This is a genomic window from Aeromonas sp. Lyrl_2 (genome assembly GCF_051948815.1).
Lineage (GTDB): Bacteria > Pseudomonadota > Gammaproteobacteria > Enterobacterales > Aeromonadaceae > Aeromonas > Aeromonas veronii.
The window spans coordinates 47842-72487 of sequence record NZ_JAYJLJ010000018.1 but is presented as its reverse complement, the minus strand read 5'-3'; the positions used below and the strand labels follow the sequence as shown (position 1 = coordinate 72487).

18 protein-coding genes are annotated in these 24646 nt (G+C 61.9%); 5 read left to right on the top strand and 13 right to left on the bottom strand.

Annotated features, from left to right (window positions below; all coding sequences use genetic code 11):
• Positions 1 to 38 precede the first annotated feature (38 nt).
• Positions 39 to 4103, bottom strand: coding sequence for a pullulanase-type alpha-1,6-glucosidase (pulA, locus tag VF684_RS15760; protein WP_376899074.1), 4065 nt, complete (start codon positions 4101 to 4103; stop codon positions 39 to 41).
• Positions 4104 to 4365: 262 nt separating this feature from the next.
• Here pulA and VF684_RS15755 point away from each other — a divergent pair, with 262 nt between their 5' ends.
• Positions 4366 to 4779 carry a hypothetical protein gene (locus VF684_RS15755; RefSeq protein ID WP_040067388.1) on the top strand — a complete coding sequence of 138 codons (414 nt, stop codon included), beginning with the start codon at positions 4366 to 4368 and terminating at the stop codon, positions 4777 to 4779.
• A gap of 47 nt (positions 4780 to 4826) precedes the next feature.
• On the opposite strand, the gene dmeF is transcribed toward VF684_RS15755, so the two are convergent.
• Positions 4827 to 5786: a CDF family Co(II)/Ni(II) efflux transporter DmeF gene (gene dmeF / locus VF684_RS15750; protein WP_376899076.1), complete on the bottom strand. Its 960-nt coding sequence runs from the start codon at positions 5784 to 5786 to the stop codon at positions 4827 to 4829.
• Positions 5787 to 5857: 71 nt separating this feature from the next.
• Here dmeF and VF684_RS15745 point away from each other — a divergent pair, with 71 nt between their 5' ends.
• The 3 genes from VF684_RS15745 to VF684_RS15735 all read left to right on the top strand — a co-directional run bounded on the left by VF684_RS15745 (position 5858) and on the right by VF684_RS15735 (position 8565).
• Positions 5858 to 6133: a metal/formaldehyde-sensitive transcriptional repressor gene (locus tag VF684_RS15745; RefSeq protein ID WP_005357909.1), complete on the top strand. Its 276-nt coding sequence runs from the start codon at positions 5858 to 5860 to the stop codon at positions 6131 to 6133.
• A gap of 127 nt (positions 6134 to 6260) precedes the next feature.
• Positions 6261 to 7457 (top strand): amino acid aminotransferase, encoded by a 1197-nt coding sequence (locus tag VF684_RS15740; protein ID WP_376899079.1) that lies wholly within the window; start codon positions 6261 to 6263, stop codon positions 7455 to 7457.
• A gap of 175 nt (positions 7458 to 7632) precedes the next feature.
• Positions 7633 to 8565 (top strand): LysR family transcriptional regulator, encoded by a 933-nt coding sequence (locus tag VF684_RS15735; protein ID WP_100646832.1) that lies wholly within the window; start codon positions 7633 to 7635, stop codon positions 8563 to 8565.
• A gap of 63 nt (positions 8566 to 8628) precedes the next feature.
• On the opposite strand, the gene VF684_RS15730 is transcribed toward VF684_RS15735, so the two are convergent.
• From VF684_RS15730 to VF684_RS15705, 6 genes are all read right to left on the bottom strand, one after another.
• Positions 8629 to 8952 (bottom strand): DUF1820 family protein, encoded by a 324-nt coding sequence (locus VF684_RS15730; protein WP_279499006.1) that lies wholly within the window; start codon positions 8950 to 8952, stop codon positions 8629 to 8631.
• Positions 8953 to 9091: 139 nt separating this feature from the next.
• Positions 9092 to 9994, bottom strand: a complete 903-nt coding sequence (locus VF684_RS15725) for a YjjW family glycine radical enzyme activase (protein WP_376899081.1) — start codon at positions 9992 to 9994, stop codon at positions 9092 to 9094.
• 10 nt (positions 9995 to 10004) lie between these two features.
• Complete coding sequence (locus VF684_RS15720; protein ID WP_376899083.1) at positions 10005 to 11531, bottom strand: YjjI family glycine radical enzyme; 1527 nt, start codon at positions 11529 to 11531, stop codon at positions 10005 to 10007.
• Between the two features lie 122 nt (positions 11532 to 11653).
• Positions 11654 to 11989, bottom strand: a complete 336-nt coding sequence (locus VF684_RS15715; protein WP_005340292.1) for an AzlD domain-containing protein — start codon at positions 11987 to 11989, stop codon at positions 11654 to 11656.
• Between the two features lies 1 nt (position 11990).
• On the bottom strand, positions 11991 to 12698 hold the full coding sequence (locus VF684_RS15710) for an AzlC family ABC transporter permease (RefSeq protein ID WP_245148098.1): 708 nt from the start codon (positions 12696 to 12698) through the stop codon (positions 11991 to 11993).
• Positions 12699 to 12818: 120 nt separating this feature from the next.
• Positions 12819 to 13298 carry a L,D-transpeptidase family protein gene (locus VF684_RS15705; RefSeq protein ID WP_042084254.1) on the bottom strand — a complete coding sequence of 160 codons (480 nt, stop codon included), beginning with the start codon at positions 13296 to 13298 and terminating at the stop codon, positions 12819 to 12821.
• Between the two features lie 279 nt (positions 13299 to 13577).
• Between VF684_RS15705 and VF684_RS15700 the strand changes: the two genes are divergently transcribed.
• A complete protein-coding gene (locus tag VF684_RS15700) occupies positions 13578 to 16745 on the top strand; it encodes a S41 family peptidase (RefSeq protein ID WP_376899086.1) in 3168 nt (1055 codons plus the stop codon).
• A gap of 15 nt (positions 16746 to 16760) precedes the next feature.
• Here the strand turns inward: VF684_RS15700 and VF684_RS15695 are convergent, their stop codons facing one another.
• The 5 genes from VF684_RS15695 to pgaA form a co-directional block, all read right to left on the bottom strand.
• The gene (locus VF684_RS15695) at positions 16761 to 18053 is read right to left on the bottom strand and encodes a ferredoxin reductase family protein (RefSeq protein WP_376899088.1); all 1293 of its coding nucleotides are present in this window, start codon (positions 18051 to 18053) and stop codon (positions 16761 to 16763) included.
• 155 nt (positions 18054 to 18208) lie between these two features.
• Complete coding sequence (locus VF684_RS15690; RefSeq protein ID WP_376899090.1) at positions 18209 to 18523, bottom strand: hypothetical protein; 315 nt, start codon at positions 18521 to 18523, stop codon at positions 18209 to 18211.
• Entirely contained in the window at positions 18510 to 19760 is a 1251-nt protein-coding gene (pgaC, locus tag VF684_RS15685; RefSeq protein ID WP_376899092.1) for a poly-beta-1,6-N-acetyl-D-glucosamine synthase, read from the bottom strand. Before pgaC ends, VF684_RS15690 begins: the two co-directional genes overlap by 14 nt.
• Complete coding sequence (gene pgaB, locus VF684_RS15680) at positions 19757 to 21715, bottom strand: poly-beta-1,6-N-acetyl-D-glucosamine N-deacetylase PgaB (RefSeq protein WP_376899094.1); 1959 nt, start codon at positions 21713 to 21715, stop codon at positions 19757 to 19759. Before pgaB ends, pgaC begins: the two co-directional genes overlap by 4 nt.
• Entirely contained in the window at positions 21715 to 24099 is a 2385-nt protein-coding gene (pgaA, locus tag VF684_RS15675; protein ID WP_376899096.1) for a poly-beta-1,6 N-acetyl-D-glucosamine export porin PgaA, read from the bottom strand. Before pgaA ends, pgaB begins: the two co-directional genes overlap by 1 nt.
• Positions 24100 to 24646: the final 547 nt, after the last annotated feature.

The window sequence follows — 24646 nt, the reverse complement described above, 5'->3', positions numbered from 1 at the left end:
CGGGGGCGCCGAGCCATCCCCCGGACTCAATGGCTTGCTTACTTGACGCTGCACTCCTGAATGACGGCAGTACCCGCCTTGACGCCAGCCGGGTCAACCTTCACCAGCACACTCCACAGCCCCTGCGGCAAGGTGATGCTGTTATTGGCACTGCCCCCCTTGGAGAAGGCGAACGAATAGCCGGTTTCAGCGTTCACCGCGCCACCACCGTTGAGCAGGTACTCCTTGCTCCAGTCCTCGTTGGCGACCTTGAACTCGGTGCTACCGGCATAGTTGAACGCCGCCTGATAGATGGCAAGATCACCGTCCATCCCCTTATAGCTCAGCTGGTACTGGGGCTGGGCATTCCAGCCTGAAAGCTCACCCTTGACGAACAGGTTGTAGCCGAGAGGATTGCCCGCCACAGTCTCCAGCACCTTGCAGCTCTGCACCGGCTCGGTGAAGCTGACGCTCAGGGTCGGTTTGTCCTTGTTCATGGCGGTAAAGACAAACTTGTAGCTGCCCGCCTTGGCCAGATCGAGCCCGATGTTGCCGGTATCCCCACCCTTGCAAAGGGTCAGCGGAGTGCCAACCACCAGTTTGTCACCGGCGTTGCAGCTGCCGTAGTTGACCGGCCCCCAGCTGGCGTCAGCGATCTTGACGTTGGTGGTACCCAGCTTGTCGGTGCTCACCTCGGTAGTGAACTCGTACATAAAGTTGCCGCTGAAGGTCATCTGGTTGGTGTTGCCCCACTCATTGAGGAACCCCTTCAGATAAACATCGGTGTTGCCAAACGGTGGCAGGGTACTCAGGTCGGTCTTCTTGCTGACCGGCAGGCCCGCACCCTGTGCACCAGACTGCGGCTTGACGAACACGGCGGCAGACCAGGCCCCCAGCGTCAGCTGGCCGTTATCATAGGCAGCGCCGCTGGCGATGCTGTCGACTGCGCGATGCTTGCTGCCAAGCACCATACCGCTCAGATCGATGGGCTGATCGTTGCCGTCACGGAAGTCGCCGATGCTCTGGCTCTGGTTGCTGGCGTTGATCATCACCACCAGGCCGTCGATGGCCGGATCCAGATCCGCCCCGGCACTGACGCCATCATCCACCGTCATGACGATAAGGCCGGGCACCTGATCCGGGCCGGTATTGCGGAAGTCGACCCGCTTGATCACCTCGGCGCCGCTGCCCAGACGCAGCAGGCGGGAGGAGTTGCGCAGCTCCGCCAGCTCCTGATAGAAGCTCACCATCTGCGCCATCTCGGCCGAGCCCGGCTTGGCATGCTTGCCGAGCACCTGCTCGATCAGCGGATAGTTGTCGCCATCCTTGTCCTTGCGCGGCAACCCCTTGTCGAAGTTGTTGTCGCCCAGGGTGTAGTCGACCTTGTTGTACCAGTCGCCCGAGTCATAACTGTCCCGCTCCATGGATTTGGAACGCAGCAGCTCGACACCGGCGTGGGTGAAGGGAATGCCCTGACCCAGCATGGCGGTCGCCAGCGATACTCCCTGCATCCGTACCAGATCGGCTCCGGCAGGTGCCTTGTAGATCAGGTTGTCGAACAGGGTCTGGTTGTCGTGCTTGTCGACATAGTTCTGCACTTCCACCGGATCCTGGGCATAACCGGCAGGCTGACCGTTGTAGTCAATCTCGGCGCCTTTCTTCGGCATGCCATCCTTGTCGGTCAGCACGAACTCCTTGAGGTTGCCCGCCATGCCGAGCCGCACCAGATCGGACTGGTGCAAGGCCGTCGCCAGATCCACCTTGCTCATTTCGTTAGGATCGACGAAGGCACCGTTGCCAAAGCCCTGGGTCTTGCGAATGGTATCGCCACCGTCGAACGGACTGCCGCCGCGCACCGCATCGCGCAAGCGGTCGGAGAAGGAGCCGATACCGGTACCACCCAGATGCTTCTGGGTCGCCTGCACGAAGCGCTTGTCATCCTGCACTTCGCCGAAGTTCCACCCCTCGCCGTAGAAGTACATCTCGGGATTGACCTTCTTCACCGCGGCCAGCGCCTGCACCATCTGATCTTTCGGATGGTGGCCCATCAGGTCGAAGCGGAAGGCGTCGATCTTGTAGTCGCGCGCCCAGGTGACCAGGGAGTCATCCATCAGCTTGGCGAACATGGCGTGTTCCGGCGCCGTGTTGGAGCAGCAGGTGGAGTTCTCCACCGAGCCGGTCTCCGGATTGAGGCGCTGATAGTACCAGGGCACTATCTTGTCGAGCACCGATTTGGGGCCGAGCCCGGATTCGTTGGTGTGGTTGTAGACCACGTCCATCACCACGTTCATACCGATGTTCTGCTTGATGGCCTTGACCATCTCGCGGAACTCCAGAATACGTTTGGTGCCCTCGGCGTTGGTGGCGTAGGAGCCTTCCGGTGTTGTGTAGTGGTAGGGATCATAACCCCAGTTGAAGGAGTCGACGCCGCGCAGGTAACCGGAAAGCTCCTGCACCTGCGGATTATCCTTGCTGTCGCCCCCTTGCAGGTCGGCCAGCACATCTCCCACGGTCTGACCGCCACCACAGTAGCCGCCAAATTTGGATGTTTTCACATCCGGATTGACCTGACAGAGCTTGCTGAAGTCATCGCCGAGATTGGCCACCTTGGCCGGATCCTCGTTAACGGTAGCGATATCGAACACCGGCAGCAGATGCAGGTGGCTGACGCCGCTCTTTGCCAGCGCTTTCAGATGGTTGACCGGTACAGAGTCGGGCTGGGTCAGGCCGACAAACTTGCCGCGCTTCTCTTCATCGGTAGAGGCATCGTTCCCGGTCAGGTCGCGAACATGGGCCTCATAGATGGTGATATCGGCGGGGTTCTGCTGGCTGTGGGGCGCCTTGAGGCTGTCCCATCCTTCCGGTTTCAGGGCCGGATCGTCGAGATCCACTACCTGACTGAACTCGGAGTTCATCGCGAGGCTCAAGGAGTAGGGATCGGTCACCTCGTAGTGCTCGACCTTGCGGCTCAGCGGGTGGTAGACCTCCATGTCGTAGCGGTAGAATTGGCCGATCAGCTCGCTGCCCCCTTCGTAACTCCAGCTGCCGCTGGCGCTGTCGAAGGTCATGGCCACTTCACCACTCTTCTGGTGGCTGGCGTTGTAGAGGGCCAGCTTGACCGACTTGGCTGTCGGTGCCCAGAGACGGAAGGTCACCCGGTTGCCCTCCACCACGGCGCCATAGCTCAGCTTGGTCGCCTCTGGGGCATAGAGCGCATCGAGGGCGCCGGCGCTCTGCACCAGGGTCGCCCCCTGCAGGATACCGTTGGCATCGGTGCCGATAGCCACCAGTTCCCCCTTGAGCAGGGGCTTGAGATCTTTCCCGGCAGGCAGGGCAAAGGCGGCCGCATCCTTGAGGTGCGGATATTTGGCCTGCTGCTCAGCAGTCAGGCTGGTCGCGGTCAGGCTGATATAGGGGAAATCGAACACCCCATCGGCATTGGCCTTGATGGTGCCCGAGTCGGTGTAATAGAGGCGAACATGGGGCTTATCCTTGCCCCCTTGCCAGATCAGGGTATTGCCATCGATAAGATGAGCGCTGGCCCCCGCCACGCCAAAGGCGGCGGTAAAGGCTTCGGCACGGCTGCCAAACAGATCTTTCTTGCCCGCGACGATGGCCACGGTGCGATCCGGGTGCTCACTGAAGCTCACCTTCATATCGCTGCCGGTCAGGTTGGCCAGATCGCCGTTGCGAGCGATAAAGTTGATGCACCCTTCCACATTTTTGAGCGGAACGACCCAGGCCGGACCAAAGCTGTCGGCGGTGGCAGGTGTCTTGCTCTTGTCATCCCACCCGGTATTCAGGTCACTATCAGCCGTTGCCTGGCAGGCGTCGTTGTTCCACAGATGCAGGCTGTGGCTGTCAAACGGTGCCTTAGCCCCTTTGGCTGCCGACTGGGTATCCACCAGCGCAATGACCACCTGATTCTCCCCGGCAACCAGCAACTCTTTCGGGGGATCCATCTTGGGCAGACGGGCGACAGGCCCATCGGTGACTTCAGGTGTAGGCGGTGTAGGGGGGACGGGGTTCACACCGGAGGCATCAGAGCTGTTGTCATTACAGCCAGACAAAAGCGCGAGCAGTGAGGCTGTTACCAGCGCCACTTTGGTCTTTTTCATATCCATATTTTTATAATTCCCGCTGTAGTTAGTCTCGATAGTCGAGCACCCGGTCATTGCCAGGCGGTGCCATATTAATCAGCGGCAATCGATTCAAATGTGAGCGGAAGGGCAAAAAAACCATCCAGTTTCAACAAGATAACGTTTTCAGACTGAAACTTGGATCCTGCTCACAGACCTCGCAGCCATTTGGCCTCATATCTGGAAAACGGCAGTCACGGGGTCAGAAAAGCAATGTCTGATCAAGTGGATAGACAAGGAGTAAACAATGAAACGGATTGAAGAGCAGGCAAGACGACTCGATCAGGAGTATCAGGCGATCGGGCAGCTGTTCGACCAGTTTTGCCAGCAGGCGGGAGCCCTGGCCGAGCAGTATCACTTCTTCAACTGGCCCGATTATGAAGACTCGCCCCCGCTGAGCCGCGCCTTCACCCTGTTGGGGGAACCCCGCGAGCTGCGGCTGCGCTGTCAGCCCGGCGAGCGCTCCGCCCTCAATGGCCTGATCCAGGTGGTCTCGGAGGATGGCACCATAGATGCAAGCCTCGGGTTTCGCGCCGATGGTCAGCTGCTGCTGGAGTCCGGCAAGCTGCTGGACAACCCGCCCGGACTACTGCTCAAGCTGCTGCTCGGCGCTGTGTGGCAACACAAGCCCCAGGATGAAATCACCGGGCAGCCGCACTGACATCAGAGTGCCAACGGCACTGAAACCAAGGGGGCCAAGGGCCCCCGTTATTTATCCTGTTCGCTGGCGATTTCGATGGTCACATGCACCAGCTCTTCATGGATCGCCAACCGTTCGCGGATCTGCTGCGCCGGTAGCGGATTGACCATCAGCAAAGAGAGCACGCAGGCATACTGCTGCTGCCCTACCCGCCAGACGTGCAGATCGCGGATCTCGGTCTGTGGCAGTTCGGCGATGACCTCGCGGATCTCTGCCACCAGCGGGGTATCCATCTCGGCATCCAGCAGCACCCGACCGGAGTCGCGCAACAGGCCCCAAGCCCACACCGCGACCAGCCCTGCACCCACTATGCCCATCAGCGGATCCAGCCAGTCAGCCCCCCACAACATACCTCCAGTCAGCGCCAGAATCGCCAGCACGGAAGTGGCCGCATCCGCCAGCACGTGAATATAGGCGGCGCGCAGGTTGAGATCCTGATGGCCGTGGTGATCGCCATGGTCATGATGATGATCGTGGTCGTGATGCTCATGATGGTGGCCGTGGTGATGGTGGCCGTGATCATCCTTGAGCAGCCAGGCACAGGCGAGGTTCACCAGCAGCCCCACCAGCGCGATAGCGATCGCCTGTTGATAGTGGATCGGGCTGGGATCGAGCAGCCGGAACACCGACTCGAACAGCATCAACCCGGCCACTCCCACCAGCAACAGGGCGCTGGTGAAGCCACCCAGCACCTCGATCTTCCAGGTGCCGAAGCTGAATCTGTGGTCACGGGCGAAATGGCGGGCGGCGCGGTAGGCCAGCACAGAGAGACCGAGCGCCAGTGCGTGGGAGCTCATGTGCCAACCATCGGCCAGCAGCGCCATGGAGTTGTAGAACCAGCCGCCGCCAATCTCCGCCACCATCATGATGACGGTCAACAATACGGCCCAGCGGGTCTTCTGTTCGGCCAGCGGATTGCCCTCGTGGATGACGGGTTGATGGCAGTGGGATTGAGCGAGGGATGACATGGATTTCTCCTGAGAGCGATGATGCAATATACTATACCCCAGTATAGTTTTATTGATCGAGAGGATCCGTCATGTCCCACACCATTCACGACAAAAAGAAGCTGCTGGCACGGGTGCGCCGCATCAAGGGACAGGCCGGTGCGCTGGAGAGCGCGCTGGAGCAGGAGAGCGACTGCACCGCCATTTTGCAGCAGATCGCCGCCATCCGCGGCGCCGTCAACGGCCTGATGCTGGAGGTACTGGAAGGACATATGCGCGAGCATCTCGGCGCCGCCGATGCCACCCCGGCCGAGCGGCTGGAGGATCTGGATCAGGTGGTCAGCGTCCTGCGATCCTATTTGAAGTAAGCAGGATCGCGGCACCATCCCTTCAGGCTCGACCAGCGTCGGGCTTGAGCCACCGCCAGCTTTGCGCCATGATGTCCAGCCCGGCTGACCGCCGGTTTTACTGGACAGTCAATTTCAAGGATCCCCCATGTTTGAACACGTCGATGCCTATGCTGGCGACCCCATCCTGACGCTAGTCGAGACCTTCCACAAAGACACCCGCGAGCAGAAGGTGAACCTGGGGATCGGCCTCTATTACGACGAGCAGGGCCGCATTCCGCTGTTGCCGTCGGTGCAGCAGGCCGAAGCCCAGCGCGCCGCCGCCCCGGCGCCGCGCCCCTACCAGCCGATGGAAGGCGCCGCCAACTACCGCACCGCAGTGCAACACCTGCTGTTTGGTGCCGACCATGAAGCGGTCAAGGCGGGACGTATCGCCACTATCCAGACCATCGGTGGCTCCGGCGCGCTGAAGATCGGGGCCGATCTGCTCAAGCGCTACTTCCCGACCTCCGAGGTGTGGGTCAGCAATCCCACCTGGGACAACCACAAGGCGATGTTCGAGGGAGCCGGCATCAAGGTGCATGACTATCCCTACTACGATGCGGCCACTGGCGGCGTGCAGTTCGATGCCATGATCGACTGCCTGAGCAGCCTGCCGGCCAAGAGCATCGTGCTGCTGCACCCCTGCTGCCACAACCCGACCGGGGTGGATCTCTCCCGTGCCCAGTGGGATCGAGTGATCGCGCTGGTGGTCGAGAAGAACCTGATCCCCTTTATGGACATCGCCTATCAGGGCTTCGGCGATGGGCTGGAAGAGGATGCCTACGCCATCCGCGCCATGGTGGCCGCCGGTGTCAGCTTCTTCGTCAGCAACTCGTTTTCCAAGAACCTCTCCTTCTACGGCGAGCGCTGCGGCGGTCTGTCGGTCATCTGTCAGGGTGCCGAAGAGGCCAGCCGGGTACTGGGCCAGATGAAGGCTACCGTGCGTCGCAACTACTCCAGCCCCCCCACCCACGGCGGCCAGATCACCGCGGCGGTGATGAGCCAACCCGAGCTGCACGCCATGTGGGTCGATGAAGTGACCGAGATGCGCACCCGCATCAAGGACATGCGCCAGAAGCTGTTCGAGGTGTTGAGCGCCAAGGTGCCGGGCCGCGATTTCAGCTACTTCATCAACCAGCGCGGCATGTTCAGCTACACCGGCTTCACGCCGGAGCAGGTAGATCGCCTGCGCGAAGAGTTCGCCGTCTATCTGGTGCGCTCCGGCCGCATGTGTGTGGCGGGCCTCAACAGCCGCAACGTCGACTATGTGGCTGACGCCATGGCAGCGGTGCTCAAGGGCTAATCCGCATCAGCCCCGCTTTGGCGGGGCTTTTTTGTCTGTTGCGTTCGCAGTCACCTCTTGAGGAGTCTGCTCACCCTCCCCCTGCTGTGAGAGAATGCCAACAGGTCACGCTGTATCGTACTGATTCAGAGCCTGTCTTTTCATCCGCTTATCTTTATCCACTTCAGGAGCCACTATGGATCTGATCGCTCTCTCTCGGCTGGGAGGTCGCCATCTGGTCACCCTGCACCTGCTGCTCGACAACCAGAGCGTCACCCGCACCGCAGAGCGGCTCTGCACCACCCCTTCCACCGTCAGCAAGACCCTCAACCAGCTGCGGGATCTGCTGGGGGATCAACTGCTCTACCGCCAGGGCAACCAGCTGCTGCTCACCCCCATGGCCGAGCGACTGGCGCCCACCCTGCACCGGCTGTTGGGGGAGCTGAACGGCCTCACTCGCCAGAATGCCTTCAACCCGCAGCAGTGGCAGGGCACATTGCGGCTGGGATTGCGCGAGAGCGTGATGACCTGGCCGGTGGGCCCCATTCTGGGTCAGCTGATGAAAGAGGTGCCGGGCATGGTGCCGGAGATCTGGAACAAGGATGAGCAGGGGCTGGAGGCGCTGGCAGCGGGTAAACTCGACTTCGTGATCCTGCCCCATGACCAGAGCCAGCCATTGCCGCGCCAGCCCGGGCTGGTGTGGGAGACCCTGCGGGAAGAAAAACTGGTCTGCCTGCTGCGCAAAGACCACCCCGCACTAGCCAAGCCTTGGGATCTCGATGCTTATCTGAGCTGGCGCCATATCGCCATCCGGGATCAGGAGCTGGCCAACCCCTTCTTCGAACAGAGCCTGGCCCAGCAGCAGGTGCGTCGCCAGATTGGCGCCACCCTGCCCGATTTTGCCAGCGCGGCGGCTCTGCTGCCTCAAACCGACCTGATCCTCACCGCCATCGGTGGCTGGGCGGCCTGCATGGCCAGTCAGCCGGATCTGGTGATGCGTCCGGCACCGTTCGATTACGGCAAGGTGAGTCACAGTCTGGTCTGGTATGGCCCGGCCGGTGATGGCTCGGCCCGTCACTGGTTCCGCCAGCGGATCCTGCAACTGGGTCGCGAATTGATTGAGCCCTGAGCCGGACGACAGCGAGCAGAGATTGATGTTTCACCGCGGTGAAACATCAACGGCAAGTAGGGACTAGGGACGTTTGGTATAGATGGGGCTGGGGAAGGAGGTAACGTTGCTGCCCAGATCTGTGATGCGAGCTGCCCCCTGCTTTTTCACCTGATCGATGCGCAGCACCTGATGCATGGGAATAAGGGTCTGGCGCACATCGGCAAATTCGCTCTTGAGCTTCTCGTGACTGGGATCGACGATAAGCGCCGTATGGTTATCCCAAACAAAATCGGCGATCTCGATAAAACCAAACAGTTGGCCCTGATTGACTTCGCGCACATAAACTTCGTAGCGCTCGCTGTGGCAAATAAACTGAACCCGATATAACGCCTTGCTTTCACTCATGATTATCTGTCATTGAGGGGGTAAGAAGATGGCCATTATTCTAGCCGCCGTTCTCGCCCCCTCCAATAGACAGAAATCACAGTTGCGGCCTTTCCATACCGCACCTCACGCCATGACGGTCACCGGATGACGCAGCCACTCAGCCCATCAAGGCAGGCAGTGAGACCGGCCCCAATCCTGCTGCACGCAAGCGGTTGGCCAGCTGTTCCAGCTCGGTTTGGTGAGCCTCTTGCCATTGTGCCGCCTCACCCCGCACCCCGTGATGGCGAAAGCCGTTGAGGCGAATGGGCACAGGCCCAAGCTGCTGCAAGAAGGCGGCAAGATCCGCGTCCAGCTCACCACTCGCATCCAGAAAATCGCTCTTGCCCGGCACATGGAGCAGCCGCAGTTCGGCCAGCTTGCCGTGGCGTGCCAGCAGTTGCAGCGATGCCAGCACCCGCTCGCGACCATAGCTGGTCAGGGTGTGATGCACCGAGTCACGCCACCCCTTGAGATCGAGCATGGCGCCGTCGAGCACCGGCAGCAGCCGCTGCCAGCCGGTTTCGGCCAGCGAGCCGTTGCTGTCGAGCAGGCAAGTGAGATGGGCCAGATCCGGCGCGGCCTTGATGGCGGCAAACAGCGCAACCACAAAGGGGAGCTGGGTGGTCGCCTCGCCGCCGGAGACGGTTATCCCGCTGAGCAAGGGGCCGTAGCGGCGCAGCAGGGCCAACACGTCGTCCACCGTCATGGTGGCAGTCTTGGGATTGGCACTGCGCGGGCAGACATCCAGACAAGCGTCGCAGTCGGTGCAGAGCGCCGCCTGCCAGCGCACTCTGCGCTCGCCAAGGGGGCCCTCATCCAGAGTGAGGGCGCCGCTCGGGCAGACCGCAAGGCAGTCACCGCAATCGTCACACAGCCCGATGGTGTGCGGGTTGTGGCAGCCGGGGCAGCGAAAGTTGCAACCCTGCAGAAACAGCACCAGCCGGTTACCCGGCCCGTCGACACAGGAGAACGGCAGCACCCTGCTTACCAAGGCGCTGCGTGTTGGCAATACATCAGCCATCGGTGCGAACTCAATACTCGCCGATGGTCGATTCGTGGGCGACCACTCGCGGCGCCCTCTGACGAATGGCGGTCACTTCACTCGCCTCGGCACCGAGACAGGTGGTCTGCAACCGCGATCCCTCCTCTGCGAAGCGAGCCACGTCGCTCTTGCGGATCATATAGCCGGTCACCCGCACCAGATCGCTGTCGGCCACGTTGGCGGTGAACTCGCGCATACCGATGGCGAGCGCCCCCTTGCAGAGCTGCAGCAGCGCCTGCGGGTTCTGACGGATGGTGGGATCCAGCGTCAGGATCTCGCTGATCCCCGAATGGTAATAAGTGTGGTGCGGTGCCAGCGCCAGCACATGACTGGCGGGATCCGGCTCCTGCCCGTAGGGAATGCGTACCCCGGGGGTAACAGCCACATCGATGCTGAGGCCACCCTGCGAGTGCAACAGCGCACGGCCACCCCAGGCATGGGTCTGCGGGGTCGTGGTCACATAGGCGGAGAGCTGGGCCGAGATGCGATAGCCAAGCTGGTTCGCCTCCTCGCCGTGGCCGTAGCGATCCGGCAGATTCTCTTTATCCATCAGGATATTGACCGCTTCCGCCATGCCGTAGATGCCGAACATGGGGACGAAACGATCCTCATCCAGCAGCCCCTCCTTGACCAGGAAGCTGTCGAAGAAACCGGACTCATCGTGGAGGAATGCGGCCCGCGCTTCGATCAGCTGAGAGGCCAAGCGGCAGTAGTGGGGCAGCAGGCAGCCGAGGAAATCATCGATCCCCTGACACTGCTCGGCGACCCGCTTGAGGGAGATGCGCACCAGGGTGTTGGCGCCACCGGCCTGCGGCAGGGCGTTGTAGCAGCTGACGATGCCAAAACCACGCTGGTCGAAGGTATCGCGGTGGATCGGGTAGTTGGCGATGTGCGGCTTGCTGCACTCGGCGATATTCTTCACCGCCTGCAGCAGCAGGCTGTCCGGGGTCTGCTCCGGATCGTGGAAGAAGGTGAGGTTCGGCGCCACCTGCTTGAGCTCGTTGTCGATGCGCAGGATCAGGCGGCAGATACGGTTGTCATCAGGCCCGATGTTGACGTGCATGAAGGCGTCCGGCAGCACCCGATCCAGATAGATCCAGAACCCTTTCAGCTTGCGGTAGAGAGTCTCGTCATCCAGTTCGCCGACAAACGGCAACAGCAGATGGTCGAGCCGACCCAGCCAGACCGGAATGCCGGTGACGGAGGGGACATGGTGATAGAGGATGCGCAGGGCGTTGAGCGCCTCGTCGAAATCCTGTGGTGGTGCCAGCTCCAGCCAGGCAGAGCCCTGAGTCAGGAATTTTTCATAGTCCGGCAGCACATAACGCGGCTTGTAGGGGGCATGCCCTTCGAACATGTCGCAGATAAATCCCTGCTCCATCGCCTCGGCGACTGCGGCAGGCAGGTCGGGGTAGGGCAACGCATTCTCGGCGGCCAGCGCCAGCGCGTGGCTCTTCTGGGCAGCGGAGAGATGGGGATCGCGCACGATGCGCTGACAGGTTTCGATCAAAGACATGGGACACTCCTTCACGGATAGAGCCCATATCCTCACCATTTGCAGGCTTTTTTTGAAGTGACATTCATGACATGACGGATGTCGAATAATGACATCCATTACACAAGATCACGGCTCGCGCTTCACCAAGGCAAGAGCTCGGCTATGCCTCCCAGCCAGCGCAGCAGAAAGAAGCCCCCCATTCCGCCCACCACCACAACCAGAGTCGGCAGCCGCAACAGGGTCAAGAGCATCACCCACAGGGTGGCAGTCAGGTAGTCAGGATCCCAGTCAAGACCTATCCCCGGCTCGTAGCTAAAGACGATGGGCAACCAGATTGCAGTCAGCACCGACTGGGCCGAGAAGCCGAGAAACGCCCCCATCTCGGCACCCGGCTGATATCGGGTCAACCGAGAAAAGAAGGCGAAGCGGTTGAAAAAGGTGATCAGGGCCAGCAGGCCAATCATCAGCCAGCTCACGCTACCTCCTCATCCGGTGCAGCACATAGCCCACCACCATGCCAGCCAGAGCCGAGACGATGATGTGGATCTCCGCCAGCAGCGGCTTGGTAATCAACGCTGTGCCGCCGCTCACCAGAGTGGCCGCCACCATGGGCAAGTTTTTCATGGCGGGAATGGTCATGGCGATGAAGGTGGCCGCGATGGCAAAATCCAGCCCCATGCTGTCCAGTCCATCGATGTACTGGCCGGCCGCGATGCCGACCAGGGTCGCCAGATTCCAGAACAGATAGAAGACGAATCCCGCGATGAGCGCGTAGGCCGGATCAAAGTGGCCGCTGCGCTCCCGGTCTTTCAGCGCCACAGCGAACATCTCATCAGTCAGGAAAAAAGCAAGGCTGGCACGCCAGCGCAGGGAGAGCGGCAATACGTCACGGCGGAAGGTGAAGCCGTATAGCAGATGCTGGGAAGTGATCACCATGGTGGAGCCCATGATGGGCAGCAGGGGTGTGCCCGCCCCGAACAGGGTCGTGGCCGAGAGCTGGGCGGCTCCGGCGTAGACCAGCAACGACATCAGCTGAGCCTGAAGCGGACTCAGCCCTGCCTGCAACGCCAAAGCGCCACACAGGATCCCCCAGGGGATCACCGAAATGGAGAGCGGGAGCATATCCAGTGCGGCACGCCACCAGAGCATCCCCGTTCGCTCGGGCACGCTCGTTACTGACATCATGTGATCTTCCTTGTCACAGCCAAAGCGAGCCGAAAAAACTAGCACGGGACAGCAAGCGCTGTCACGTCATCACTGGCGGGAAATAAAACGCCCGCGGAGTCGCGGGCGTGCACAAGGGGATCAGGGCTCGATGACGATGGGCGTACCCGGATCAATCGCGTCCCACACTTCATCCAGCTCGTGGTTGAGCATGGCGATGCAGCCGTTGGTCCAGTTGGAGGGCTGAACCCTGCGGTTGCCAATGCTGTTGCGCTGGCCGTGGATCATGATCATGCCACCCGGACGAACACCCAGCTCATTGGCGCGCTTGATGTCATCCAGGTTCGGATAGTTGATATGGATGGCTTTGTAGTAGCCGGAATTGGTCTTCTTGTAGTCGAGGGTGTAGCGCCCTTCCGGCGTACGCTGATCCCCTTCCTGCTGCTTGTGCCCCTTGGGCGCCGGGCCCAGAGCAATCCAGTAGCGCTTCAGTTCCTTGCCATCCTTCATCAGGGTCAGGCTATAGGTCGACTTCTTGACCACCACCAAATCGGCTTTTTCGGTAAAGGCAAAACTCAATGCGGGCCAAAGCCCCAACAAACACAGTAATACGGCTCTCATTCCATCCCTCGACAAGCCTCTGGTGCGGGCTTTTCTTGTTACCAGATCATCTGAACGATGCCCGCCGAGCGGCGAGCGAGCGCCATGATATTGGATCGCCATCAATACTCAATATGCTCGGCAAAACATATCTTGCCGCAGCAAGGCCATCTTCCTTGAACGCCGTCATTTGGCATTGGTAATTAACAGTTAAAACAACAAGATACAAAAAATTATCGCGCTGGCACCCGGGGCAATGATCGGCGAAGATAACACTCCACTCCCCGACAGGATCATGCCATGCGCTCTTCGTGCCGCCTCGCCACCCTGCTGTTCTCGCCACTCCTGCTCTGGCTGCCCGCCAGTGTCGCCGCCGATGCACTCTGGCTGCGCGAGCCCGCCCTCTCCCCCGATGGCAAGCAGCTTGCCTTCACCTGGCAGGGGCGCATTTTTGTCGCCAGTGCCGAGGGTGGCCCCGCTACGGCGCTCACCGGCAGCGACTACCTGAGCCAGCGGCCAATCTGGTCGCCGGATGGCAAACAACTCGCCTTTGCCGCCAATCTCTACGGCAACGAAGATGTGTTCGTGGTACCCGCCAACGGCGGCGAGATGGTGCGCCTCACTCGCGATTCGCGCACCGATCTGCCGCAAGCCTTCAGCGCCGATGGCAAACGACTGCTGCTGAGCAGCCAGCGCCTGGGCGCGCCCGATGCCGACCATTTTGTCGCGGAAGGCTACCAATGGGGCGAGCTCTACTGGACCCCGATCACCGGCGGCACCTTGCAGGCCGATCTGCCGCTGCCTGCGACCCTCGCCCGCCCCCACGGGGAGCGGATCGCCTATCAGATGCCCGCGGCGGATCAACCCTTTCGCAAGCATCAGCACTCGTTTGCGGTGCCCCGCCTCTGGCTGTTTGATGGCAAGCAGCACAAGCAGCTGACCGAAGATCGGGTGGCGGCCACCGATCCGGTCTGGAGCGACAAGGGAGATACCCTCTTTTACCTGAGCGAGCGCAGCGGCGATTTCAACGTCTGGCGCCGGGATCTCGCCAGCGGCAAGGAGCAACAGCTGACCCACTATCAGGGCCATCCGGTGCGGGGGCTCAGCGCCTCTCGCAATGGCGATCTGGTCTGGTCATGGCTCGGTGAACTCTATCGCCTCGATGCCGGTAGCAGCGAGCCACGCAAGCTGACCCTCACCCCGCAAGTGGCAAGCACGCCGGATGAGGCGAGCGAGGCCCTGACTCTGGCAGACGAAGCGCTGGTCAGCGAAGAGGCGGATGAGCTGATCCTGGTGAGCGAGGGCAACCTGTTTGCCGTCGACCCCGAGCGGGAGCGGGTGCGTCAGCTGACCCGCGATCCGAGCGAGCAATCCAGCCCTCTCTTCGCCGAGCAGGGCCGCGCCCTCATCTATCTGTCGGAGCAGCAGGGGCACGCCGCCCTCTATCGCCTGCGCAAGGGGGACCCTGATCTGCTGTTCAGCGATCCCGGCACTTTGACCGAGAGTCTGCTGCTGGCGATTCCCGACAAGGGGATCAGCCGTCCGGTGCTCTCCCCCGATGGCAAACAGCTCGCATTCGTGGTGGATGGCCAGGCCATCCACCTGCTGGATCTGGCGAGCAACAAGCAGCGGGAGCTGGTGCCTGCCAGCTTCAACCCGTCGCGCCACGAGGTACATCTCGCCTTTGCCCCCGACTCACGCCATCTGGCGCTCACTTTCCGCCCCGATGCGGCAGAGCAGGAGATCTCGGTGATCGACACGGCCAACCTCAAGGCCAAACCGGTCAATGTCAGCCTCAACGGCTATCAGGATGGGCAACCGGGCTGGAGTCAGGATGGCGCCATCCTCTACTGGCAATCTACCCGGTTTGGCGCACTGGGGCCCGATGGCGAGCCCCTCGTCACCAACCTGCTCGGCATATACAGCAGCCGCGCTGCCAGAGCCGATGCCATTGCCGAGCTGGAGCCGCCGAAAGGGGGATACGGCTTTGAGAGCGATCGTCTCAACCATCGCGAAGCGCTGCTGCTGCAACCCACCGGCACCCTGCTCGCCAGCCGCATCATCGGCGACCAGCTGATCTATCTGGTGGAAGAGATGGGAGTCAACAGCGAGAGCGAGATCAAGGGCTACAGCCAGGATCTGCGCAAGGGCAAAACCAGCGAACTGTTTGGTGAACAGCCCGGCCCAGCGCTGGCAAGCCTCAACCAGCAGGGCACCCTGGCGACCCTGGTGCGGGATGGGGAGATCACCCGGATCCACCTCGACTCCGGCGAGGCCACCAGCGCCCCCTTCGCCTTGCAACCCACCAGCCGCTGGCAGGAACGCATGACCGCCGCCTTCGATCAGATCGCCCGGCTCACCCGGGACGAGTTCTATCTGGACGATATGAACGGGGTGAACTGGGATAGCTATGTCGCCGCTTACCGCCGCCTGCTGCCGGGCATCGGCAACCCGCGGGACTTTGGCAACCTGCTGGCGGAGCTGGCTGGCGAGCTCAATGTCTCCCACACCTGGGGCAGCGGCCCCGCCCCCTTCCCGCGCATGGCGGACGAGACCGCCAGCCTTGGCGGCTACTGGCAGGATGGCGAGCAGGGGGTGATGCTCACCGCCCTGCTCTCCGGCGGCCCGCTGGATCAGGAGAGCGATATCGCCCCGGGCGCCCGCCTGCTCGCCATCAACGGCGTCCCGATTGCCAATCTGGCCGAGCTGGATCAGGCCCTCAACCATCAGGCCGGTGCCCGGCTCGCCCTCACCTTCCAGCAGGAGGGCAACAAGCAAACTGACGAGGTGGTGCTCACCGCCATCGACAAACAGCAGGAGTACCAGTTGCAACAGGATCGCTGGATTGAGAAACGGCGGGAGCTAGTGGCCAGCCTGAGCGGAGGACGGGTCGGCTACGTCTATCTGCCGGCAATGAATAGCGAGGTCTACGATGCGGTGGTGGCGGATGCCCTCGGCAGACAGCGCAATCGCGATGCGCTGATCGTCGATGTCCGCTTCAACAGCGGTGGCTATCTCGCCAATACCCTGGTGGAGTTTCTGACCGGCAGCGGCAGCACCAAGGGGATGGCCAGCAGCTGGCCCCGTCAGGGCAAGGGTGAAACCGACGCCGCCACTCGCCAGTGGACCAAGCCTTCGGTGGTGCTGGTGAACGCTGGCAGCTACTCGGAAGGCTCCGCCTTCCCCGAGTACTACCGTGCCCTCAAGGTCGGCCCCATCGTCGGCGATCCGGTGCCCGGCACCGGCACCATGGTCTACAGCCACGACTCCCGGCTGATCCCGGGCCTCTCTTACGGCATTCCGACCCTGGGGCTGCGCAAACCGGACGGCACCTTCTACGAGAATCAGGAGCTGCTCCCGGATCTGCAGGTGCCCCTCACACCCGCCGACATGGTGGCCGGGCGCGACCCGCAACTGGAAGCCGCAGTACAGGCCGCCCTCAAGCAGCTGCCCGCCAACGCCATATAACGGCACCCATCGAGCTCAACGAAAGCGAAACAGCTCGCGATGCAGATGCCCGCCCGGCAACAGCCGGGTCAGGGCATCTGCCATCCCCTCCGGCCCGCAAAACCACACCTGCGCAGGTGCATCCTGCGCGATGCGGGCCAGATCCAGCCGCCCGGCCACCTTGTCCAGATGCAGCTGATAGCGCACGCCGGTGCGATGACAGAGCTCGGCCAACCGCAGGTGGTAAACGGCCCCCGCCAGATCCGGTGCGCACTGGATCAGGGTGATCCCCTCGCTGCGCTCCCCACGGGCAGCCAGCCCCTCCAGCCAGGCGACGAACGGCGTGATACCTATCCCGGCCCCCAGCCAGAGGGCTCTACCTCCCCCTTGCGGGGCGACAAAGGCGCCATAGGGCCCGGTCACCACCACCCCATCCCCGACGCGCGCCTCTGCCACCAGCTGACGGGTATGATCCCCGAGCGCCCGCACCGCGATCACCAGCTGGCGCCGATCCGCTGACACCCGCACCAGGGTAAAGGGATGCGGCCCCTCCTTGACATCAAATTCGAAGAAGGCAAACTGGCCCGGGCGGTAATGGGCGAGCGACCGCTCCAGCTGCATGGTCAGCTCGCAGGTGTGATCCGCCAGCGCCCGCACCGCAATGACACGGCCCGGATGGCGATCCCGCGTTCCCACTTGTCCCAACAGGGAGTAGAGGGCCCCGATAGCGCCGATCCCGCCGATCAACCAGATCGATCCCCCAACCGGCGTCATGGCCCCAATCTGAGGCAGCAGGCAGAGCCCGTGTCCCCAACCAGCCAGATAGATGATCGGCGCCAGCCGGTGGATCAGCCGAAAACGGCCATAACTCACCAGCGCCAGCAAGCTCAACACCACCAGCGCGATCAGCAGATAGAAACTCCACTCACCCAGGGTATTGCCAAGGGCATGGAGCGAGATGCCATTACCTGCACCAGCTCCAGCTGCACTGGCCCCACGCCGGGCGGGACGACTCAGCCAACCCGCCGAGACTGCCCACTTGGGCACCTCCACCACCAGCCAATGCGCAGTGAGCGCCAATGCACCGCCGATGGCCGTTTGGCGGTGCCATCGCAACATCCGGTCCAGACCGCCACACCACACCTCCAGCTGCGGCAGGCGCAATGCCAGCAACAACGAAATCGCCATATAGGTCATCCCCAGCAAACCCGTCAGCAGCAACATCTCATGGCGCCAGGGCCACACCCCATTGGCATCCCCCGCATAACCGAGCCACCAGACCCCGACCACCAGCAGCGGCAACAGCCACCACATCCATTTGTTCGTCATAACATGCTCCCTGGTTCCATCGCGGCAGGGCCTCATCTCCCTGCTGATGGCTCCATTGCACACCCGTCCGGTCACAAGACTTTGCCAGAGGGGGAAGCTTGTGTGGCAATGTGTGACAAACGGAAACAAAAGAGGGGCCGACTGGCCCCTCATGATTACGGCACTTTCGAGGCCGTTCGTTTGCCCACCAGCCGGTGCAGCAGCTTGTTGTATTTCGCCCAGGAGTGGATCAGCAGGAAGATGCCGAACAGCAGGGCCAGAAACAGTTGCCCCACCTCGACGGCATCCAGCGAGCCGATAAAGCTCTGATTCTCTTCCGTCTCCAGATAGTTGAGCCAGGGTTGCAGCGCCAGAAACAACCAGCCACTCCAGGTCACCAGCAGAAGCAACAGATCCCGCAGCCGGTACTTCCAACTGCGCCGGGTGCCGTTGCTGATGATCATCTCGTTCGCCAGCTTATGTTTTGTCACGGAACGACTCTCCTCGGTCAGGACTCTCCCACACGGCCAACTGGCCACGGCGACGCAGGATCGCCTTGGGCACAGCCACCACTACGGTCACCAGATTGAGCAGCCAGTAGATGAGCGGATACCAGACGCACCAGATAAAGCTGCGGGCCATGCTCTTGTCGTAGTGGTTGTCGATAAAGATGCTGACCCCGAACTGCACCAGACAAATCGCGGTCATCATCACCCCGGTCCACTGGAACAGATGACCCACCGCCAGTCCGCTCACGTCAGGCTCAATCAGCCAGATCAGCGCCAGCAGCAACATGCTGTAGCACCAGGCAACGCTGGAGAGATACTCCAGCAGCAGCAGCCAGAAGCGGCGGTTGCGCCAGCGCATCGCCTGCAAGCCGTAGCGCAGAAAGACCTCGGCCCCCCCCTCCGCCCAGCGCAACCGCTGCTTGTAGAGACCGCGTACCGTCTCCGGCATCAGCACCCAGCAGAGCGCCTGCGGCTGATAGTGGATGAGCCAGCCAGCCAGCTGCAGCTTCCAGCTGATGTCGATATCCTCGGTCACCATGTCATTGCTCCAGCCACCGACCGCCTCGACCGCCTGCTTGCGAAAGGCCACCACCACCCCGGAGACGGTAAAGACAGTGCCGTAGATCCGCTGGGCCCGCTTGATGAGGCCGATGATGGAGCTGAACTCGCCGGTCTGGATCTTGCCGATGATAGTGGAGCGGGTGCGCACCCGCGGGTTGCCGGTGACCGCCCCGACCCTCGGGCTCTCGATGAAGTGCTTCACCATCCAGCGCACCGCGTCATAGTCGAGCACCGCATCCCCATCGATGCCGACCAGGATCTCCCCGCTGGCCACCGCCAGCCCGTTGTTGAGCGCCATCGCCTTGCCCTGGTTGTGCTGGTGGAGCACGGTCAGGCGCGGATCCTGCTGCGCCAGTCGATCCAGCCGCGCGCCTGTGTCGTCCTTGCTGCCATCGTTGATGGCCAGCACCTCGAAATCGGGATAGCGCTGGCGCAGCAGGTGGCCGATGGTCTCCTCGACGTTGGCCCCCTCGTTGTAGCAGGGCACCATCAGGGTCACTCTGGGGTAATAGGGGAGCTCCAGCCCCCGCTTGGCCAGCGCGATATCCCTTCGCTCCCACTGGAAGTAGTAATAGAGACCACCACAAACCCACACCATGGCCATCAGACTGGGATAGGCCAACGTAAAGATGGCTATCCCTTCCAGAAGATCCTTCACCGCATCGCCTCCCCTGGGGTGGCTTTAGCGGCACTGACTGCGACCGGCGTCGCCGGCAGCTGGGTCGGCTGAGGCTGGGTCTGCACCGAGAAGACCGGCTTGAGCACCGCCGGATCCGGCTGGTTGTTGTGAAAATCATCCGGGTAGTAACCAAAGTTGGTCACCCCCTTGCGCTGGATGATCTGCATCCAGCGCACCAGCTCGGCATCGGGGATAGGCTGGTCAGTGCGCCAGTTGCGGCTCTGCAGTTCGAACACCAGCCGATTGGCCGGCACCTGTGCCAGTGAATCCTCCGCCAGCCTGGCCAGCCACTCATCGGGGTTTTGTGCCTGCTCCATATAGGGCATCGCCATCACAGCGGTGTAGTCATAGGCCTTGGCAAACGCCGCCATGCTCTGGGCAAACCACTGCTGGGATTGCGGCTCGGTCACCAGCGCCGCATAGATGTTGCGGGCAGTCTTGAGACCGTCGGCGCCCCCTTGCCGGTAACGAGCGGCTGCATCACGCAGCGCCATGGTGAAGTCGATCAGCAGATCGGTCTTCTGCTCCCCCTGCGCCTGCAGCGCATCCGGAGTGCGAGCCAGCGACATCGGCCCCTCGTAGTCGCTGAGGAACGCATCGTCATGGAACAGCAGACCATCGAACTTGGTGTAAAAACCGAGATCCTCATAGATATCCAGCAGCAGCTGGCGACTGGCAGGATCCCAGGGCGAGAGGCGCAGATACTGCCCCTTGGCGGGGGCGCCGGTACGGCTGTCGGTGACATAGGCGTGGTTCGGCCCCATGTCGTAGGCCATCACCGGCATCCAGGCGAACACCTTGACCCCGGCACGGGTCTTGAGCTGCCAGGACACCCGGTTGAAGAGATCCGCCTTGACCGGCATATGACGGTTGGGGAAATAGAGCGCCTCCGCCACCCCGTCGCCGTTGTCATCGGCATAGGCCTGCAGATAGACGGTGGTGATGCCGTAACCCTTGATCCGATCCAGCAGCATGTCGATGTTCTTGTTCATCTGCTGCGGATCCTTGTCGTAGACATAGTCCAGATCCACGTGCACCAAGCGCTCCACCTGCCGCTCCCAGGTATTGCCCCCCATGATCTCATCCAGGGTTTCGAGGCTGGTGTCCTCCTCCAGCAGATAACGGCGCACCGTGCTGCCCGAGTCACTCAGCTTGTTGAGCCCTTCCGCCAGGGTGAAGGTGTAGGGCATCCCCGCCGCACTGGCCAGCTCCAGCGCCGTCTGGTTGAAGGCGCCGTAGGGCCAGACCAGGATCCGTGGTGCCCGACCGGTCTGCTCCCTGAGCTGGCTGGCTGATGCGTCGAAGTCCGCTTTTATCCGGGCCCGATAGTCGGCCATGCTCTCGTAGCCATTCTGGCTCCAGCCTGCGGTGGTCACCGCCGGCTGCACGTTGCCCTGCGGGTTGGCGAGCAGCCCGTAGTGGGAGGTGAAAGTGTGGGAGGCCAGCTCCACCAGTCCGGAGTCCTGCATCTCGCGGATCTGAGGCCAGCCGACGAAGTAGCTGCGTGGTAGCTTGTCATTGCCGTAGGGGACCATCTTGTCATCGGCAACATCCAGCCAGCTGCCCACCAACGCAAAGACCGCCGGATAGTTGTAGAGCTTGAGCAGCGGATAGACCAGCCGGTAGAAGCTCTCGTAGCCGTCATCGAAGCTGAGCAGGATCGCCTTCTCCGGCAGCGGTGCCTTGCCCGCTTTGGCATCCAGGATCTGCTGGAAGCTGACCGGGTGATAGCCCTGCTGCTTGATCCAGTTGAAGTGGCGGATCAGGGTGTCGCGCCGGATGGTCTGGGGATAGAGCTTGAGGTTGGGGGTCAATTTCAGATCGACGATATCGTGGTAGCAGAGCACCACATAGTCATCGGGTTGCCGGGCCGCCTGCGTCAGCGAAGGCAGCAGTGCAAGCAGCAAAACGAAAGGAGCAAGCCAGCGTCTCATCACATGAAACTCCATTGCAGATTGGCGAAGATGAAATTTCCGAACTCGGGGTTGCCGTCATAGATGGCCTGACGGCGGCCCAGGCCATAGCCCAGGCTGAGAGCGGGAGAGAGGATCCAGTCGTGGCGATAGCTGAGCTGCCACCCCTGATCGCTGCCATAGCCCTGCTGCCAGTAGTGGTTACCACTCATGGTCAGGCTCTGCAGCAGGGAGCGACGCCCATCCAGCGGCAGCCGGTAGCGCCCCGCCAGCTCCAGCTCCAGATTGCGATCCTGCAGGGGGTTGAAGTAGTCGACCTCCAACGCCTCGTTGCGGGAGGTGGCGCCGCGCAAGGTGGTATCGAACCACCAGCGATCCCGACGCCAGAGATCCTGACGCAGCCAGCCGGAGGCGGTCAGCCGCCGGTTGCCATCGCTGATATCCATCCGCTCCAGCCGCAGCGCCCCCTCGCGGGTCTCATCCTGACGCCAGCCCAGATCGAGCTGGTATTGATCGGCGTAGTTGCCGCGCGCCAATGCCCGCAGCGGGGTGTCGGCACTGTTGAGGTTGATGGCCGTGCCCAGCGTCCAGTGATCATCCAGCCGCCAGTCGAGGCGACTCCATAGATAGCCTTTGTGGTTAAGCTCGCTGCCCGTGCCCCCCTCCAGCGTCAGCTGCAGCGGGTAGAAAAAGATCTCGGCCCCCAGCCCGGTATAGGCAGCGCGTTCGGGCTGCTGGTCGAACTCGCCAAAGCTGCCCTGACGACGGACAAACAGCCGATCACCGCCATCGCTGCGAGCGCTGTAGAGGCGGCTGTCGTAGCTCCAGTCACGGCTGGCCTGCACCGAGCCCCCTTCGTTGCGGCCATGGGTCAGGTCGGTGACAAATTGTGGTGCCTGCTCCAGAGCCAGCCGCTGCTGTAACTCCTGACGATCCCGGGTCAGGTTGCCAAGGGTACGCACGGCCTGCGGCGTGCCCTGCCAGTCGCCCTTGTCGAGCCGGGCATTGAGGCGACCGGGCTCGGCCAGCACGGTGCGCCCTGCTGGCAGCCAGCGCACGGCCTGCCGATACGCCTGCTCGGCCCCGTCGGGATGGCCCCGCCAGCGGCGGATATCCCCCAGTTGCAGCCAGAGCCAGGGATTGGCTGGCGCGGTTTGCAGCCACGCTTCCAACTGAGCCTCTGCGGCGCCCGCCTGACCACGCCAGGCCTGCAGCAAGGTTTTCAGCTGCAATACCTTCTCGTAGTCGTCGTTGGCCATCCGCATGTTGCCGGTGAAATCCCAGCGAGTCGGTGGCTCCTGCCAACCGGCCAGCAGACCCTGTGCCGCACCATAGCGCTCGCCATCCGAATAGGCGTAGAAGCGCTTCTCCAGCAGCCGCTTGTCTTTGGCCCGTGCCGGCGTCGCCAGTTGCTGGTAAATCACGGAGGCCTCATCCACCCGTCCCAACCCGGCCAGTGCATCGGCGCGCGCCTCCAGCACATAGTCAGGCAATGGCCCCTCGACCTGCAGCGCGGCGGACTCCTGCTCGGCCCGGGCAAAATCACCGAGGGCTACCAGCGTCACCACCACATCGCGGCGGGCACTGAGGTAGAGCACATGATCGTGTGGTGCACGGGCCAGGATCCTGTCTTGCAACGCCAACGTGCGAGTCAGGGAGCGACGGGCCAACACCGGATCCTCGGTCTGGGCCGATATCCGCAACAAATTGACCGCCTGGTAGTAGTCGAGCCAGAGCCGGTCGACCGGTTTGAACAGCTTGGGGTAACGGCCCATCAGGTCTGCTGCCGCAGGCCCCGCCCCCAGGCTCACGGCTACCCGATAGAGTGCCAGCACCTGTTCGTGGTTATCCGGCTCCAGCTCCAGCCACTGCTGGCGGGCCAGCAGCTCGCCCATGGGATCCTCACCCTGACGGGCTGCATAGATGCTGGCTTCGAGGATCGCCTGATCGCGGCCAAAGTTGGCCTCATATTCACCCGCAGCGTGGCGGGCCAGCTCGCGGTTGCCCTGATCACTGGCAGTGAGAAACAGCCCGAGCCAGCCATTGCGGTTGGCGGGATCGCGTCCCTGCAGGATGCGGTAATAGCTGATCGCCTCGGAGTAGCGCTTCTCGTCGCGGGCGGCACGGGCCACCCCTTCCAGCGTACTGTTGCTGATGGGGCTGAGCTCGCACGGCTCACAGGCGGCCAGCGCCCCCTTGCGATCACCCCGCCACAGCTGCACGGCGATCAGATCATCGAGCACCTTGCCATCACCACTTTGTCGATAGAGAGCATCCAGCCCGTGCGCTGCCGCATCCAGCTCTCCCGCTCGGGCCTTGATGACCCAGGCTTCACGCACTCTGTCCACCTCACTGGCACACACCAGCAGGGGCAACAGCGCCAACATCAAAAAGATGCGATTCATTCGCAACATACCACCCATAACAAACGCTGGTCATATCGTCCCTGCACGACCATACGGATATACACACCCGTCCGCTCCTGCCTGATGAGCAAGAGGGCTTCCTGACTTGTGTGCTGATTTCGAGGGTGAAAGGCGGGCAGCGGCCACACCTTTCCTATGTGCGGCCCAGCCATCTCCGGGCGGAGATCTGAGGCTTTCCGAACCCGATTCACATCGGGAGTGGCAAGGTGGGCGATTTTGCAGCTGTGGACAATTTAGTCAATCCGACAAGATGGGAATGGTTCTCAAAAAGATGAATAGATCAATCTTTATGCACAAAGGTGAGTGCAAAAAACACTATTAACAAAACAGACATAACAGCGTGAATCACCGAATCTATTACCTTGCCGCTCACTGTTCACGCTCATCTTCATATGAATACATATTTGATGTAAAAATCGCGGACACTATTGCCAAAGCGACACCTGGTGTCGTACCCATCCCTAGTGAGGTATCCCCCACTACAGCTGTAACAAGGGATAGCCATAAGGCGCCGTGCTCTCGGCAT

Bases quoted from the DNA above. Each gene is read 5' to 3' on its own strand.
- VF684_RS15755 (WP_040067388.1), top strand. From the start codon at position 4,366: ATGAAACGGATTGAAGAGCAGGCAAGACGACTCGATCAGGAGTATCAG.
- VF684_RS15695 (WP_376899088.1), bottom strand. From the start codon at position 18,053: ATGACGAACAAATGGATGTGGTGGCTGTTGCCGCTGCTGGTGGTCGGG.
- pulA (WP_376899074.1), bottom strand. From the start codon at position 4,103: ATGGATATGAAAAAGACCAAAGTGGCGCTGGTAACAGCCTCACTGCTC.
- VF684_RS15725 (WP_376899081.1), bottom strand. From the start codon at position 9,994: ATGGCTGATGTATTGCCAACACGCAGCGCCTTGGTAAGCAGGGTGCTG.
- VF684_RS15705 (WP_042084254.1), bottom strand. From the start codon at position 13,298: ATGAGAGCCGTATTACTGTGTTTGTTGGGGCTTTGGCCCGCATTGAGT.
- VF684_RS15720 (WP_376899083.1), bottom strand. From the start codon at position 11,531: ATGTCTTTGATCGAAACCTGTCAGCGCATCGTGCGCGATCCCCATCTC.
- VF684_RS15740 (WP_376899079.1), top strand. From the start codon at position 6,261: ATGTTTGAACACGTCGATGCCTATGCTGGCGACCCCATCCTGACGCTA.
- VF684_RS15730 (WP_279499006.1), bottom strand. From the start codon at position 8,952: ATGAGTGAAAGCAAGGCGTTATATCGGGTTCAGTTTATTTGCCACAGC.
- VF684_RS15710 (WP_245148098.1), bottom strand. From the start codon at position 12,698: ATGATGTCAGTAACGAGCGTGCCCGAGCGAACGGGGATGCTCTGGTGG.
- pgaB (WP_376899094.1), bottom strand. From the start codon at position 21,715: ATGAGACGCTGGCTTGCTCCTTTCGTTTTGCTGCTTGCACTGCTGCCT.
- pgaA (WP_376899096.1), bottom strand. From the start codon at position 24,099: ATGAATCGCATCTTTTTGATGTTGGCGCTGTTGCCCCTGCTGGTGTGT.
- VF684_RS15745 (WP_005357909.1), top strand. From the start codon at position 5,858: ATGTCCCACACCATTCACGACAAAAAGAAGCTGCTGGCACGGGTGCGC.
- dmeF (WP_376899076.1), bottom strand. From the start codon at position 5,786: ATGTCATCCCTCGCTCAATCCCACTGCCATCAACCCGTCATCCACGAG.
- VF684_RS15735 (WP_100646832.1), top strand. From the start codon at position 7,633: ATGGATCTGATCGCTCTCTCTCGGCTGGGAGGTCGCCATCTGGTCACC.
- VF684_RS15700 (WP_376899086.1), top strand. From the start codon at position 13,578: ATGCGCTCTTCGTGCCGCCTCGCCACCCTGCTGTTCTCGCCACTCCTG.